11 protein-coding genes and 1 other RNA gene are annotated in these 15,055 nt (G+C 67.1%); 7 read left to right on the top strand and 5 right to left on the bottom strand.

Annotation, left to right across the window (positions count from 1 at the left end):
* Positions 1 to 76: 76 nt before the first annotated feature.
* Positions 77 to 838, top strand: a complete 762-nt coding sequence (locus tag G0D83_RS01320) for an ABC transporter permease (protein ID WP_164188843.1) — start codon at positions 77 to 79, stop codon at positions 836 to 838.
* Positions 839 to 845: 7 nt separating this feature from the next.
* Here G0D83_RS01320 and G0D83_RS01315 read toward each other — a convergent pair whose 3' ends face one another.
* Positions 846 to 2,006, bottom strand: a complete 1,161-nt coding sequence (locus G0D83_RS01315) for a hypothetical protein (RefSeq protein WP_108966693.1) — start codon at positions 2,004 to 2,006, stop codon at positions 846 to 848.
* 204 nt (positions 2,007 to 2,210) lie between these two features.
* Between G0D83_RS01315 and ffs the strand changes: the two genes are divergently transcribed.
* An RNA gene (gene ffs, locus G0D83_RS01310) (signal recognition particle sRNA small type) lies at positions 2,211 to 2,309 on the top strand.
* A 238-nt stretch (positions 2,310 to 2,547) separates the two neighbouring features.
* Here ffs and G0D83_RS01305 read toward each other — a convergent pair.
* Positions 2,548 to 2,937, bottom strand: coding sequence for a hypothetical protein (locus G0D83_RS01305; protein ID WP_164188841.1), 390 nt, complete (start codon positions 2,935 to 2,937; stop codon positions 2,548 to 2,550).
* A 259-nt stretch (positions 2,938 to 3,196) separates the two neighbouring features.
* Positions 3,197 to 3,859, bottom strand: a complete 663-nt coding sequence (locus G0D83_RS01300; protein ID WP_235940389.1) for a response regulator transcription factor — start codon at positions 3,857 to 3,859, stop codon at positions 3,197 to 3,199.
* 357 nt (positions 3,860 to 4,216) lie between these two features.
* Between G0D83_RS01300 and G0D83_RS01295 the strand changes: the two genes are divergently transcribed.
* The 5 genes from G0D83_RS01295 to G0D83_RS01275 all read left to right on the top strand — a co-directional run bounded on the left by G0D83_RS01295 (position 4,217) and on the right by G0D83_RS01275 (position 10,617).
* On the top strand, positions 4,217 to 4,735 hold the full coding sequence (locus tag G0D83_RS01295; RefSeq protein WP_108966699.1) for an oxidoreductase: 519 nt from the start codon (positions 4,217 to 4,219) through the stop codon (positions 4,733 to 4,735).
* A 26-nt stretch (positions 4,736 to 4,761) separates the two neighbouring features.
* Positions 4,762 to 7,389, top strand: coding sequence for an ATP-binding protein (locus G0D83_RS01290; RefSeq protein WP_164188839.1), 2,628 nt, complete (start codon positions 4,762 to 4,764; stop codon positions 7,387 to 7,389).
* A gap of 294 nt (positions 7,390 to 7,683) precedes the next feature.
* A complete protein-coding gene (locus G0D83_RS01285; RefSeq protein ID WP_164188837.1) occupies positions 7,684 to 8,598 on the top strand; it encodes a glycosyltransferase family A protein in 915 nt (304 codons plus the stop codon).
* A 19-nt stretch (positions 8,599 to 8,617) separates the two neighbouring features.
* Positions 8,618 to 9,589, top strand: coding sequence for a glycosyltransferase family 2 protein (locus G0D83_RS01280; RefSeq protein ID WP_164188835.1), 972 nt, complete (start codon positions 8,618 to 8,620; stop codon positions 9,587 to 9,589).
* 26 nt (positions 9,590 to 9,615) lie between these two features.
* A complete protein-coding gene (locus G0D83_RS01275; RefSeq protein WP_164188833.1) occupies positions 9,616 to 10,617 on the top strand; it encodes a glycosyltransferase family 4 protein in 1,002 nt (333 codons plus the stop codon).
* Between the two features lie 9 nt (positions 10,618 to 10,626).
* Here the strand turns inward: G0D83_RS01275 and G0D83_RS01270 are convergent, their stop codons facing one another.
* A complete protein-coding gene (locus G0D83_RS01270; RefSeq protein WP_164188831.1) occupies positions 10,627 to 11,553 on the bottom strand; it encodes a LysR family transcriptional regulator in 927 nt (308 codons plus the stop codon).
* 84 nt (positions 11,554 to 11,637) lie between these two features.
* Complete coding sequence (locus G0D83_RS01265) at positions 11,638 to 14,760, bottom strand: calcium-binding protein (RefSeq protein WP_164188829.1); 3,123 nt, start codon at positions 14,758 to 14,760, stop codon at positions 11,638 to 11,640.
* Between the last annotated feature and the right edge of the window lie 295 nt (positions 14,761 to 15,055).

Genomic DNA, 15,055 nt, shown 5'->3' with positions numbered 1-15,055 from the left:
ATCCTCTTTCCAAATACGCATATCCCGCCGCCGAAACCCGCGCCCCCGCCGGTCAGGCCGCGCAGCGGAGCCCCTCATGACTTTCCGCCAGTTCGCCGTCCCCTGCCTCGCCATCGTGATCTTCCTCGCGCTCTGGGAGGCGCTGGTCTGGGCCATGGGCTGGCCCAACTACAAGATGGCCTCGCCCTCCGATCTGCTGCCCGCCTACGAGCGCTACTGGAGCCTGTTCCTCACCATGGGCTGGCAGACCCTCTGGCGCACCGTGGTGGGGCTCTTGATCGCCGTGGTCTTAGGCACCGCGCTCGGCATGGTCATGGGCTTCTCGCGCACCATGCGCGATGCGCTCTACCCGCTGCTCGTGGGGTTCAACGCCGTGCCCAAGGCCACCGTCGTGCCCATCGTGGCGCTGATGTTCGTCGGCATGCACGATTTCAACACCGTGCTCATCGCCTTCATGATCTCCTTCTTCCCGATCGCCGTCTCGGTCTCGATCGGCCTGTCGACGCTGGAGCCGGAGTACCGCGACATCCTGCGCTCTCTCGGCGCCAGCCAGTCGACCATCTTCTGGAAGATCGCGCTGCCCAAGACCCTGCCAGAGTTCTTCGGCGCGCTGAAGGTGGCGGTGACACTGGCCTTCATCGGCACCAACCTGATGGAGATCGTCAGCCCGCACGGGCGCGGTCTCGGCGCGCTGTTCGACAGCGGCAAGACCAACTCCGATTACCCGCTGATGTTCGCGGTGCTGATCGCCTTGGCCTTCCTCGGGATCGTGCTCTACTACGTGGTGGTCGCGCTCGAGAAGGTCTTCGCGAGCTGGGCCGAACGCCCGCAGGGCTGAGCAGCGCTCAGCCCGTCTCCATCCGCGCCAGCAGCCAGTCGCGCATGTCCGGGTCCTCGAGCGCGTAGCGCCCCCGGCCCGGCCGCCAGACCAGCTGCCTGTCGCGCAGAGCGTCCAGCGCCTTTTGCACCGCCTGCGCAGAGGTCTTGCGACCGGCGATCCCGGCGATGCGCTGCACGGTCTTCTCGTGGAAGGGCGCGAAATTCGCTCCGTCGCGGATCAGCACCTCGAGCACTGCGCGCTGCAGCGTCGTCAGCCCGTCGAAATCCGAACCGTATTGGTCCCAGACCCGCGCCCGCAATTCGTCCGCGCGCTCCTGCAGCGTGCGCTTCAGCCCGGCGCTGCCGGGCAACCAGGCGGCATGTTGCTGCACCACCTCGACCAGCTTCTCGGGACGGTGACCCAGCAAGCGGAAGGCCTGCGCCACATCCTCGGGATCGAGCTTGTTGTCCTCGGCCAGCCGCGGGTTGATCGCCGCCACCAGCGCCTCGACGTAGGGCCGGCCAAGCGTCGGGAAATCCTCGACCCGCGCGCCGTAGAACGGCTGCTGGTTGGTCGACAGCAGCCCTGCCAGCCCGTCGCGGTTGGAGCCGGTGCAGAGCACGAAGAGCCGCGCGCCCTCGGGTCTCTGGTTCATTGCATCGCGCGCCGCCTTGAGCGCGAACATCGCGTCGAGCCCGGCCTCGGAGGTCACCGCCTGCTGCGCCTCGTCGATGATGAAGACCACGTCCGCCTTCGCCCGCGCGCCGATCTCCAGCAGCGCCTCGGTGAGCGTGAGGTTGCGCCCGTCCGCGACGCCGCCGATCTCGGCCCGCAGCCCGCCGATGCTGATCGACTTGATCGGCACCGCGTTCGCGGCACGGGCGACGCGCTCGGCGGGGGTCGGCATCCCGGCGATGTCGGCGGCGAGCGCGTCTGCGATGAGTTGGCCCGGGTCGGCCTTGCGATCCGACCAGAGGTCGACCAGCACGGCGTGATCGCCGCGCGCCTTGAGCACCGGCAGAAGGTCGCGCCGCAGGAAGGTGCTCTTGCCGGTCCGCCGCGGGGCGGCCAGCATGAGCCCCGAAGGGCTGCCCATCAGCGGGTCGAGCGACAGCCGCCCGGCAATGGTCTCCGCCAGCTCTCTGCGCGGGACGTAGAAGGCGCCGCGGTTGCTCCTGTCGGTCATCTGTGGATTCCCATGTGTCGCCGACACCTTTATAGCCATGTCGATAAAGCAAGATAGAATGCGACCGCGCCCCGACAAGGGCCGCGCTGTCCGACGACTTTATGCCGATCAAGGTAAAGTTTGCGAAAATCCAAAGAGGGCCGGACAAAAAATCTCTGCCCTGCCCCCCTTGCAGTCCTGCCACCGGGCGGCCTATATCAGCGTCGAGAGGTTGGCGCGGGCGAGCGCCTCGCCAACCCGGTCAGGTCCGGAAGGAAGCAGCCGTAACGAGCCCCGCTTGGGTCGTTGTCCAGCCTCTCACCTTATCCCCCTCAGGACGACCAGACCCTGCGAAAGCGACCGCAATCCACCGCGGCTCGATCGGAGCCGTCGACGCTCGACCTCGGAAGTCGGCACGCGCACCGCAGCAAGGGTGACAGGTCCGGCAGAGGAGCGCAGGCCGCATCCCGGACCACCCTCTTGTCGAAAACACAAGAACCCGGACCCCTGCTGGAGGGACCCGGGTGAGTGCAGGATGCCAGATCAGGGTCTGTTCAGGCGCTCAGGTCGGCTCGGGCAATGGCGCCCTGCGAAACTCGATTCCGCATTGCTTTTGCGTGCTGGCACTCTGCAGCGCATCCATCTGCCCCTTGAGACGCGCAAGCTCATCCGCGTTCGCGCCGTTTCCGCTCACGAAAAAGGCCGCGGGCCAAAACAGCACGATCGCGACGCCGGTCGCGACAGCGTCGGTGCTTGCGGTCTGGTTCTGAACACGCATCGCTCGAGCCGAATACTCGGAAACGCGCTGCGCTTCCTCGGTGATCTGGCGACAGGAGTAGGATTGGAACTGCATTGGAGAAACATATTGGGCTGAAATGTCTTGGGACTTCTTTGCACAACCAGAAATTGCAATACTCGCTACAAGCCCAAAGGCGATAATCTTAAGACTCATATCAATATTCCTTAAAAAAATGCATCGCACAAAATGAAGGCGGCTCAATACCCGCCCTTTTCAAGGTCTTGCGCGCCCATTATATTCGGTCTTCGCCATAATTGCACCTCAATTTACGCCGGGCGCCCCGGTGAGGCACCACATCTCACTGAGACAAAGCGAGCCGGCCGGCGCCCAAATCCACACCGCCTGCCAAAAGAAAAGACGCGCCGGGAAACCCGGCGCGTCTTTCGCGGATGTCAGCGTCGGGAGGCGCCGCTCAGAACAGGCCGGCCTCTTTGGCCAGCAGCGCGGCCTGGGTGCGGTTCGACGCGCCGATCTTGCGGTAGAGCGTCTTGACGTGCAATTTCACCGTCGGTTCGCGAATGTCGAGATCGCGGGCGATCTCCTTGTTCGACTTGCCATGGGTCAAGCCCTCGAGCACTTCCAGCTCGCGCGGCGACAGGCGCTCGGCCATCGGGTGGCTCGGCGTGGCCTCTTCCTGGCGCATGAAATCCAGCGGCGCGTATTGCTCGCCCATCGCCATGAAGCGCACAGCGTTGACCAGCGACTTGGCGGAGAGCGTCTTGGGCAGGAAGCCCGCGGCGCCAGCCTCGAGCACCTGCTCAGCGACGTCGCGATTCGCAGTGCCGGAGATGATCGCCACCCGCTGCGAGCCCTCGAGCGCGCGCATCTTGTTGAAGCCCTCAAGCGCGTTCATGCCGGGCATCGAATAATCGAGCAGCACGAGGTCGAACTGCTCCCCCGCCTTCACCAGCGCTTCGGCTTCGGAGTAGCTTGCGACGCAGACGGTCTCGAAAGTGCCTTCGCCTTCAAGAAAAATCTGGAGCGTGTCGCGCAGCAGATCATGGTCGTCGGCGATCAAAACGCGGAGCATATTGGCCGGTCTGGTTACCGCCTGTGCCGCCTGCTGTGCCATCATCGTCCATCTCCCTGCAACCTCACGGCGAATCGCCGATCATCATTCTCTAAACAAATAGCAAAGTTATTGGCGGATTGCGGTTAAATTATGGACAAAACAGGGCCTGTGGCACGCTTGCACATCCTGGCCGGGCCTAAGTCCTCTCGTTTTACGTGCATTTTCGCCGCCAATGCCCGCCTGAGTATCGGTATCGCATCCCGGATCGCGCAACGGCAAGGCTGCACCTGCGGCAATTCCCACCTATTCAGGCGTCGGATCCGTCCCTACCCGGACGGATAGGGGACCCTCCGATTGCCCCGATACCGCTATTGTCGCGTATGTGACACTATGGGTTCAGCTACCAAGGAGTCGCTTAACATGCTCGGTCTTCCGCCCCTGCGCACGCTCATCGCCCTCGCTCTTTTCGTCGCGCCCGTGGCAGCTGCGGCGGCGCAGAACCTGCCGGTGCCCGAGGAGAAACCCCTGCTTGTGGTCAGTGGAGCGATCTCGAACACCAATGTGGACGACACCGCCTCCTTCGATTTCGAGATGCTCGAGGGGCTGGACACGGTGACCTTCACCACCAAGACCATATGGACGGACGGCGACCAGACCTTCACCGGTGTGCAGCTGAGCGACCTGATGGACCTGGTCGGCGCCACCGGCGACGAGATCAAGGCGACGGCGATCAACGACTACGCGGTGAACATCCCCCGCGCGGATTGGGTGGACGGCGGACCGATCGTTGCCTTCCTCAACAGCGGCGAGAAGATGGCCGTGCGTGACAAGGGCCCCCTCTGGATCGTCTATCCCTTCGACCAGCGGCCCGAGTACCAGACCGAGCAGATTTACTCTCGTGCAATCTGGCAGTTGGACCGCATCGTCGTGCTTGACTAGCACGCCCGCTTCATGCCCATGGAAGCATGATCAACTTGAACTTGCCCGACGAAAATTCGACCCACAGCCGCGCGACCTTGGTGCAGACCGGGGGCGCGGCCTCGGCGCTCCTGCTTTGTGTCGGCCTTGTGGTCTGGCTCGGGTGGCTGGTTCTGAGAGAGATCGACGACTTCTCCGTCGCCAACTCCGACAACCTTCAGTGGAGCCTCGCGCAGGCGGACGTCGAATTCCTGCAGTTCCGTCTCTCGATGAAGGAGGCGCAGGACGATCCCGCCGCGATGGAGGACGTACGCCGACGCTTCGACATCTTCTACAGCCGCATGGTGACGATGAGCAGCGGGCGGGTGTTCCATGCCCTGCGCGAGTCGGTGCAATCTTCTGCGCCGCGCATGCGGGTGCTCGACTTCCTCGAGCAGACCGTCCCGCTGATCGACGGGCCGGACGAGGACTTCCTCGCCGAACTGCCCTCGCTGCTGGAGCAGTCCGAACAGGTCACCGCCGATGTTCGCGCCTTTTCGCTCGCGGCGCTGGCGGCCTTCGCCGAGGTCTCGGATTCCCGCCGCGAGGGCATTACCGAGCTGATGATCTACATCGCCGCGGTGCTTCTGGCGCTGTTCATCGGCCTGACCCTGCTGGCCTATGCGATGTTCCGGCTGTTCCGTCTCGCGCAGAAGCGCGCCGACGCGCTGCAGTTCGCCAGCACCCGGATGAAGACCATCGTGCAGACCTCCCCCAACGCCATCGTCGTGACCGACGAGGTGGGCGTGGTGCGCGAGTTCAACACCGCTGCAGAGGCGCTCTTCGGCTTCACCCGCGCCGAGGCAGTTGGCCGGCTGGCACTGGAGCTCATGGTCCCGACTGAATCGCTCGCTCGCCACCAGCTCGGCGCGCTGGCCTTCCTCGACGAGCACCGCCGCCCGCGCCCCGAGGAGCAGCACTTCGAGATCACCCTGCAGACCCGCGACCTGCATCTCTTCCCGGCGGAGATTTCCGCCGACAGGGCCGAGGCCGACAACCCGCTCTACGTCTTCTACATCCGCGACATCTCGAACTGGAAAGAGGCCGAGGAGCAGATGACCGAAGCGCGCGACCGGGCCCTCGCCGGTGAGCGCACCAAGTCCGAGTTCCTCGCGGTGATGAGCCACGAGATGCGCACCCCGCTGAACGGGCTGCTGGGCGCCATGCAGCTGATGCGCGACCAAAGCCTCAGCGCGCGCCAGAGCCAACTGCTCGACCGCATGCAAAGCTCGGGCCGGCTGCTGCTCGAACTGGTCAACGACGTGCTCGATCTGGCCAAGTTCGAGGCGGGCAAAATGAAGGTCGAGGAAGCCCCCTTCTCGATCAACCGCCTTCTCGACGGGCTGGTCGAGACAGCCCAGCCGTTGGCGCAGACCTACGGCAACGAACTCAACTGGCGCTGGTCCGGCCCCAGGGGCGACGGCGCCATCGGCGACGCCCGTCGTCTGCGCCAGGTGCTGCTCAACCTCGTCGGCAACGCGCTGAAGTTCACGCGGAACGGCAGCGTCGAGATCGAGGTGGAATACGTCAATGCCGCGAAGACCGAGGTCGAGTTCCGCGTCATCGACAATGGCATCGGCATCGCCGAGGAAGACCTTACCCGCATCTTCCAAGACTTCGAGACGCTCGATTCCTCCTACGCGCGCGAAGCGGGCGGCACCGGGCTCGGGCTCGGCATCGTGCGGCGCTTCATGCGCTTGATGGGTGGCGAGATCGGCGCCGAAAGCGAACCCGGCGAAGGCAGCCTGTTTTGGATCCGCGTGCCGCTGCGCCCCTCCGAGGACCTCGGCATCGAGCCGGAAGAGCCGCGCGATTGCCCAGAGAAGCCGCAGCGGCCGCTCGACGTTCTGCTGGTCGAGGACAACGAGATCAACCGCTTCATCGTTCGCGAAATGCTCGAGGGAGAGGGCCACAAGGTCACCATAGCCGAGAATGGCGAGGCTGGCGTGGATTCGGCGGCCCTGCACCGCTACGACGTGATCCTGATGGATATCTCCATGCCGGTCATGGACGGCACCACCGCGTCGGCTCACATTCGCGGCGGCACCGGCGCCTGCGCCGAGGTGCCGATCATCGCCCTCACAGCCCACGCCCTGCCCGAGGAGCGCGAGCGCTTCCGCAAGGTCGGGATGACCGCCTGCCTGACCAAACCAATCGAGCGCCCGCTGCTGCTGCGCACCTTGGCCGAGGTAACCTCGGGGGCCATCCCGGCGATCCCGCCGGAGATCGTCGCCGCGGCTGCCGCCGCCCCCTCGCTCACTGTGGTCAAGCCGCGGCCGGAGGGCGCAGGCGCGCCCGACACGGAACTGCTCGACGAGGAGCGCCTCGGTGCCTTCCTGTCCGAGGTGCCGCGTCCCACGGTCGACAAGCTGCTGGAGCGGTTCTACGCCGAGATGGATCGCAACATTGCCGCACTCGCGGAAACCGCGCCCGACGATCCCGATCTCGGTCCGGTCGCGCATCAATGCGCCGGCTCCTGCGGTCCCTTCGGCGTCGAAGCGCTGCGCCGCGCACTGGGACGCATCGAGACGCAGGTGAAACGCGGCGATCAACCGTCGAGGGCCGAACTCGCCGCGCTGGCCGATCTTTGGCAGCAGAGCCGCAGCGCGCTGGAGAGCCGACTCGAGGCGGCCTAACCGCCTTGCGCAGCGCCTGAAAACCGAGTCGGCAAGGTCCTTCCGCAGCCCGCTTCGGGCCTCCGCGCCGCTTTTCCGCCCCGCTTTGTCACAGTCTTGCCGCGCCCGCCCCGGGCGCGGATTAGTGCGCCTATCCTACTGGATAGGTCTCTCGCCGCTTGCCCCATCCGACTCCCCTCTGGTGCGGGCGACAGGGTCGCGGGAGCGCAGGTAGAAATGGTGTATCGGACGCCAAGCGCCGATCCCGTTCCAACGTTCCTCGATCCTGTCCCCGGCAGAGAAGGATGCCCGAAGATGCCCCGCTTTTCCGTCGTCATTCCCTGCTACAACGCCGAAGACACCCTCGCCGAGACGCTCGAGAGCCTACTCGCGCAGACCGAGCAGGACTGGGAAGTGCTGATCATCGACGACGGCTCGAGCGACGACACCCGGTTGATCGCCGCCGCCATGGCCGGGATCGATATGCGGTTCCGCCTGATGAAGAGCAACGGCACCGGCCCCAGCGCGGCGCGCAACATGGCGCTGGCAGAGGCCGATGGCGAGATCATAGCCTTCCTTGATGCCGATGACACCTGGCATCCCGAGAAGCTCGAGAGGCTCGACGCCTTCTTCGAGGAAGAGAGCGCCGACGCCTGCTTCGGCCGCGTCACCCTCTCGGATGGGCGCACCGTGGGCACCCCCACCGGTCCCTTCGAGGGCACGCTGACGCTGGATGCGCTGCTGTCCGAGAATCCGGTCTGCACCATGTCGAACTTCGCGATCCGCCTCGAGAGCTTCCTTGCCAGCGGCGGCTTCAACACCGACATCACCCATAACGCCGACCTCGAGTGGCTGGTCCGGCTGATCGGCGACGGTGCCAAGGTCGTGGGCATCGACGCCCCGCTGGTCACCTACCGCGTCTCTGACCGCGGCCTGTCCTCCGATCTCGAAGGCATGAAGGCCGGCCGCGCGATCGCGCTGATCAGCGCCGCGCGCTACGGCTTCAGCAGCACCGCCCGCAGCGAAGCCGCGCATCTTCGTTTCCTCGCCGCGCGAGCCCTGCGCATCGGCGCTTCGGGCCGGCAGGTGCTGCGCCTTGGTCTCATCGGCTGCACCACCAGCCCCAGGGGCTGGTTCTCGAACCCGCGCCACGGTGCCCGCGTGCTGACCGCCGCGCTGTTTTCCACGCTGCTGCCCCGCCTGCTGCGCAACGCGCTCTTCTCGCGCTGAACCCCGGGGAGGTCCCCCAATGCCCCGCGCCTCTATCATCGTTGCGACACATAATTCCGCGCAGCGGCTGCAGGAGACCCTGCGCAGCCTCTGCGCGCAGAGCTTTCCCGACTTCGAGATCATCGTGGTGGACGACGGCTCCGCCGATCACAGCGCCGAGCTGGCAGAGGACTTCGGCGATCTGCGCATCCGCGTGCTGCGCCAGCGCACCCGCGGGCTCCCGGCCGCGCGCAACACCGGCATCGCCGCCGCGCGCGGGTCCCTGGTGGGCTTTTGCGACGCAGGTGATCTCTGGGCGCCGGAGAAGCTGGCCGAGCACATGGCACTGATGCAGTCCGCGCCGAGCGTCGGCCTGAGCTTCTCGGCCTGCGACATGATCCGCGACGAAGGCCCTCGGTACAGCCTGTGGAAAACGCCCCGGAAGCGCCTTTACGGAGCAGCGGCGATCTTCAAGCGCAACCCCATCGGTCCCGTCTCCACGGCCCTGTTCCGCCGTGCCGCCCTGCAGCGCATCGCCTTCCGTCCGCCGCAGGAGACCGAGCGCGACTGGTGGTTCGACGAGACCTTTCTGCAGGGCGAGGCCCTGGAGCTCTGGTTGCGCTTCGCGCTGGTCACCGACTGGGAGATCGCCGCGATCCCGCGCACGCTCTGCAGCTGCCGCCGCGCCGAGCCCCACACCTCGGTGGGCAAGCAGCTCGCCGCCTGGGAGCGTATGGTGACCAAGCTCTCGGCACAGGATCGGCAGTTCTTCGGCCGGTACGCGGCCGCCGCCCGCGCCTACCACCTGCGCCACCTCGCGCGTTGTGCCATCGCCAGCGGTGATGCGCCGGGTGCTGCCCAGCTTCTGCGCGGGGCGCTTGTCTCCTCGCGGAGGCCCTTGACCGAAGAGCCCGGCCGGACGCTGGCGATTTGCGCCACTAGCCTGTTTCTTTCCATGACCAGCATCCCGCTGCTGAGCCGGCTTTCGCGTCGGCACGGCCGCTCGGCGTGACCCCTCATCGCATGGAGATTTAGCCAATGCCGCGCATCGCCCATCTTCACGACGACCACACGTCGGGCGACCTGTCTCGCTATCTTGCGTTTCTGGGCCGCGATGCCGCGCTTGGCGCCACCGCCGAGCACCACGCGGTGCGCGTGTCACGCTTTGCCGCGGGGGCGGTCTCCCTCAGGGCAGAGGTGATCGTCTCGCACCTGCCGCTGCGCCTGCAAAGCCTGCCGGGTCTCATGGCCCTGCGCGCCCGCCACCCGCGCGCCACGCTGATCCATGTCGAGCATCTGCATTGCGAGGGGTCGGCGGCGGCGGCGCGGAACCGCGGCCGGCAGCGCGCCATTCTGCGCAGCGCCTATGCGCTGTTCAATCACGTCGTCGCCCTGAGCACCCCGCAGGCAAACTGGATGCGCCGGCACGCCCTCGTCAACCCGGGCCAGCTCTCGGTGATACCGCCCTGCGCCGATCTCGCGCCTTTTGCCGCCCTGCCCGACCCCCGGGGCCCGGTCCGGCACATCGCCGCGATTGGCCGCCTGCACCGGCAAAGCGGCCTCGATATGCTGATCGAGGCGTTCAGCGTCGTCTCCAACCCCGACGCCCGGCTCGACATCTTCGGCGACGGTCCGCAGCGCGGCGAGCTGCGCGCGCTGGCCCGCCACGACCTGCGCATCCGCGTACATGGCAGCACCACCCGGCTGGCGGCGCTGCGCCGGGCCGACGCCATCGCCATCCCGGCCCGCTGGCAACCCTCCCCGCTGGCCGCGCAAGAGGCGCTGGCCGCCGGGCGCCGGGTCCTGCATTCGGGCCGCGACAGCCTTTCCGAGATCCAGGGACCTGGGCTGGTGACCGTCGCCGACCTCTCGGTCGCCGCCTGGAGCCGGGCCCTCAGTGACGTTCTGGCCGAGACCGATGCCGTGCCGCGCCTCGCCGTGGCGGCCGCGCGCGAGCCCACGGTGCAGGGCTGGCAGGCGTTGCTCGGCCGCCTCGGCTGCCGCAAGACCGCCAAAAGCAGTTCCTTCGCAACGATCTGATGCCGCCGCTCAGCGGGCGCAGAGGGCCGCCTGCCGCCGCCCCTGCGCCACCAGCCAGTCGCGCAGCGCCCGGCCCATGGGTTTTTCGAGACTCGCGCGGTCCCACGCCAGCCCGTAGGGCACCGAGAGCGGCATGCGCAGATCGAACGGCGCAACAAGCCGCCCGCTGGCCAGTTCTTCGCCGATCATCGCCAGCTGCCCGAGCACGAACCCCCGCCCCGCCACCGCCGCGTCGATGGCGCTAGACGACAGCGCGAAGCTGAGCGCCGAGCCGCCCGGGTCCGGCGGCGGGGCGACGCCGCACTGCGCCGCCCAATCTGCCCAGCCCGGCACCTGATGCGCGGCAAAGCTCTCCATCCAGGAGATCTGCAGCAGCGGGTAGTCGTAGACCTCCTCGGGCCGCTGCAGCTTGCGCCCCTCTAGCAGCGACGGCGCGCAGGCGGGCAGGATGCAGTCTGTGAAAAGCTCGGCATACTGGCCATGTGGCGGGCTGTCGTCGAAGTAGAGCCGGAAGTCGACGTTGTCGCGGGTCAGATCCGGCTCTATCTCGGTGCCGACCAGCCGCACCGGCGCGCCGGGGTTGTCGGCGGTCCATTCGAAGAGCCGAGGCCCGAGCCACTTGTTGGTCACCGTGGTGAGCGAGCTGATCACGAAGCCCCTGCTGTTGCGCGCCCGCGCCAGCGCCTCGCCCGCGTGGGCAAGCTGCGCGAACCCCTTGCTTACCTCGGCATGGTAGACCCGGCCCCAGCTGGTCAGCTCGAGCTGCCGTCCGCGACGCTCTAGCAGGGCGACGCCCAGATGCTCCTCGATCCGCCGCACCTGCTGGCTGATCGCGCCGGAAGAGACGCCCAGGTCCTCGGCGGCGCGGCGCACCGAGCCGCAGCGGCCCACGGCCTCGAAGGCCTGCATCGCGCGCAGATGGGGCAGTCCGGGCATGGCGGTCCTTCGAGGGGCTGTCGGCGTCGGCGGAGTGAACCACGCGCCCCGCCCCTTGCCAAGCCGTTGGCCGGGCGGGACGGCTCAGAGCAGGAAGTCGTCCTCGGTCAGCTCCTCGTCCGCGTGGATCAGCAGGGTCTGCGCGGCGCCGTCGACGTCGAAGCTGAGGCTGGCGGTCCCGTCCTCCTGGCTCAGCGCCGCCATCAGCGCCTCGCCATCCGCCCATTGCCCGAGCTGCGAGAGGTCAATGCGGTCGGCCCCAGAGAAATCGGTGATGGTGACATTCCCCGCCGCCGCGCTCACGCCGAAGTCATCGGCGCCGTCGCCGCCGGTCAGCGTGTCATCGCCCCCGCCCCCCCAGAGCGTGTCGTCGCCGCTGCCGCCCTCGAGCAGCTCGTCTTCCTCTGTGCCGTGCAGCTCAAGATGCGCATCGCCCGCCTCGTCGAGCCACCAATGGCTGCCCTCCTGGGTGATGCTGGCGTCGCTGATCTGCCCCTGCAGCGCGCGGTCGCCGCTGCCACCGAGCAGGTTGCTGAGCCGGGCGCTGCCATTTGGCACCACGCCCTCACCTTCGGCGATCTGCACCCCGTCCTTCTCGACGTACATAAGGCCGGTCTCATCCACGCCCACCGTCCAGCTTGCCGTCTCACCCTCGGTAAGCGCATCCTCGGCCACGATGTAATGGGTGTATCCGCCTTGGCTGACCGAAAAGACCACGGCATCGCTCGGCCCGAGCTGGCCAAAGGCGATGCGGTCCTCGCCCGCCCCGCCGAATTCAAAGACCTGCTGGCCGCGCGCATCGGTGAGATCGTCGAAGCGCAGCTCTGCTTCGAACTCGAAGGCCCCGCCGATCTGCGGCAGGTCGTCGTCGGTTGGCTCGGGAAGCACGGGATCGACCGCGCCGCCCCCGTCCTCCGCCTCCGTCTCACCGGGGTCATAGACTTGCGTGCCCTCTTCGGGCGTCCAGATCTCGCTTCCCTGCACCAGGCTGACGTCGCTCATCTCGCCCTGCAGCGTCGTGGAGCCGGAGCCGCCGAGCAGGTTCTCGAGCCGGTCACTGTCCGCCGGCACGATCCCGTCGCCCTCGGCGATCTGCACCCCGTCCTTCTCGATGTACATGAAGCCGGTCTCATCCACGCCCACGGTCCAGGTCGCGGTCTCGCCCTCGGAGATCGCATCCTCGGCGACGATGAGCGCAGTGACGCCGTCCTGCACGATCTCGAAGAGCACCGCGCTGCTTGGGCCGAGCTGGCCAAAGGTGATGCGATCCTCGCCCGCCCCGCCGAATTCGAAGATCCGCTGGTCGCGCGCGCCGGTGATGTCGTCGAACCGCAGCCTCGCTTCGAACTCGAAGGCGCCGCCAATCTGCGGGATCGCGTCGCTGTCCGGATCGGGGCCTGCTGGATCGGTCGGATCGGCAGGGTCAGGGTCCGTGGGGTCGGTGCTGCCGCCAGTCTCGCCACCAGTCTCTCCCCCAGCCTCTCCGCCGTCACCGCCCGCATCCGCCCCGCTGCCGCCGGCCGGTACCCAGGTGCCGCTCGCCTGGGTGACAGACACCCCCGAGATCGCGCCGACCAGTGCCGTCCCGTCGCTGCCGCCAAGGATGTTGGTCAGACGCTCGCTGTCGGCTGGCACGACGCCGTCGCCTTCCGCGATCTGCAGCCCGTCCTTCTCGACATACATGAAGCCGGTCTCGTCGACGCCCACGGTCCAGGTGGCACTTTCGCCCTCGACGATGGCGTCCTCGGCGACGATGAGCCAGCTCGCCCCGTCCTGCACGATCTCGAAAAGCACGGCCGTGCTCGGGCCGAGCTGGCCGAAGCTCAGCCGGTCCTCGCCCGCACCGCCGAATTCAAACACCTTCTGGCCCGGCGCGGCGGACAGATCATCGAAGCGAACCGTGGCCTCGAACTCGAAAGCCCCGTCGATCTGCGGCAGCTCCCCCGTGGTCTCGACCGGGTCAACGGGGTCAACCGGATCGACAGGATCACCCGGCTCCACCGGATCGGCCCCTTCGCTGGCCGCCGGAATGCCCATAGCCTGAAGCTGCGCCGCCGAGGAAACCTCGGAGGCCAGCACGCCCACCAGTGTCAGAGAGGCGCCTCCGGGAAAGCTTAGTACCGCGTCGCCTGTGCCGTCGCCGACTGTATCGCTCACCGCGACGTCGCCGACGTCCAGCGGATTGCCCTCGGCATCGGTCAGCCCCGAGACGTCCAACAGGTCGTTGCCCGCGTAGGTGCCATCGCCAAGAGCGCTCGGCGGCGCGAAGCCCTCCACCGCATCGTGCCCACCACCGTTTGACAGCGCCAGCGTATCCTCCCCGGCGCCAAGGATGATGTGCTCGACCTCGTCGTAGATCAGCGTGCTCGTTCCGTCAGAGACACGTCCGTTTTCGGGGTTGATGTCGCCCAGGTCGAGGCGCAGCGCGTCGGTGACAAGCGACAGGTCGAGCGTGTCGCCCAGCACCTCGTCCACGCCCTCGGCATCCACCGTGTCGTTGCCGAAACCGTTCTCGATGTGGAAAGTGTCGTCACCCCACCCGCCCCAGTAGCTGTCGTCGCCGGTGCCCCCCCAAAGCGCGTCGTTGCCGTAAGAGCCGCGCATCCAGTCGTTGCCCGCGCCGCCAACGATCGTATCCGCGCCCTCGTTGCCCTCGAGCGTGTCGTCGCCGTCGCCGCCGCTGACATAGTCATCGCCTTCCTGACCGTAGAGCGAGTCGCTGCCCGCGCCGCCCTCCAGCACGTCGTTCCCCTCGTTGCCGGACAGGGAATCATCGCCCTCGCCGCCGATCACCGTGTCGGCACCGATGCCGGCATGCACCGTGTCGCCACCGTCGCCGCCGTAAATTAGGTCGTCCCCGGCATAGCCGAGAATGCTGTCCTCCCCCGCCGCGCCCCAGAGCGTGTCATCGCCCTCGCCGCCACCGAGTTTGTCGTCGCCCGCGCTGCCGGTGATCAGGGTGAAATAGCTCCAGTCGGTGCCCGCGCCGAGTTGCGCGTCGAAGACCGCTGGGGCCGTGGTGTCGCCGATCAGAAAGCTGCCGCCCTCGTAATGGAGAAAGAGCACAAGGTTGGCCTGGTCGAACTCCGCCTCGACCCCGTCCGGCAGACCCGCGAGGTCGAGCTGGTGCCCCGCGGAGCTTTCGGAGATCGCCGCCCAGAAGGTCGGATCGTTCCAGTTCTCCTGCGTCACCGCGTAGACCGTCATCGCACACACCCTGACATAGATCCCCAACACCCGGGGAATCGCACACGGGGGCTGGTCTGCGCCCCGAATTAAGACTGGATAGGGACAAGATGCGACAAGTTTAAGGCGCCGCGAACGATCACGGCCCGATTTGTGAAACAGCAAGTCCCATCAGGCAAAATTGTCTTGAGTATATCAGCAATGCCGAAGGTTTTTGCGCGCCGACGGCGCCGCCCGACCCAGATCAAACCGCAGCCGATCAACCCCGCGCGTTCTGAGAGGCAGGCTTATCCCGCGAACGGCAGCAGGGCGGGTG

This window comes from Salipiger sp. PrR003 (assembly GCF_010500785.1).
GTDB classification, from domain to species: domain Bacteria; phylum Pseudomonadota; class Alphaproteobacteria; order Rhodobacterales; family Rhodobacteraceae; genus Salipiger; species Salipiger pacificus_A.
Note: the sequence above shows the minus strand (reverse complement) of the source record. Positions and strands in the feature narration are given on the sequence as shown.

Coding starts and splice junctions, on each gene's coding strand:
- G0D83_RS01320 (WP_164188843.1), top strand. CDS start 77: ATGACTTTCCGCCAGTTCGCCGTCCCCTGCCTCGCCATCGTGATCTTC.
- G0D83_RS01315 (WP_108966693.1), bottom strand. CDS start 2,006: ATGACCGACAGGAGCAACCGCGGCGCCTTCTACGTCCCGCGCAGAGAG.
- G0D83_RS01305 (WP_164188841.1), bottom strand. CDS start 2,937: ATGAGTCTTAAGATTATCGCCTTTGGGCTTGTAGCGAGTATTGCAATT.
- G0D83_RS01300 (WP_235940389.1), bottom strand. CDS start 3,859: ATGATGGCACAGCAGGCGGCACAGGCGGTAACCAGACCGGCCAATATG.
- G0D83_RS01295 (WP_108966699.1), top strand. CDS start 4,217: ATGCTCGGTCTTCCGCCCCTGCGCACGCTCATCGCCCTCGCTCTTTTC.
- G0D83_RS01290 (WP_164188839.1), top strand. CDS start 4,762: ATGATCAACTTGAACTTGCCCGACGAAAATTCGACCCACAGCCGCGCG.
- G0D83_RS01285 (WP_164188837.1), top strand. CDS start 7,684: ATGCCCCGCTTTTCCGTCGTCATTCCCTGCTACAACGCCGAAGACACC.
- G0D83_RS01280 (WP_164188835.1), top strand. CDS start 8,618: ATGCCCCGCGCCTCTATCATCGTTGCGACACATAATTCCGCGCAGCGG.
- G0D83_RS01275 (WP_164188833.1), top strand. CDS start 9,616: ATGCCGCGCATCGCCCATCTTCACGACGACCACACGTCGGGCGACCTG.
- G0D83_RS01270 (WP_164188831.1), bottom strand. CDS start 11,553: ATGCCCGGACTGCCCCATCTGCGCGCGATGCAGGCCTTCGAGGCCGTG.
- G0D83_RS01265 (WP_164188829.1), bottom strand. CDS start 14,760: ATGACGGTCTACGCGGTGACGCAGGAGAACTGGAACGATCCGACCTTC.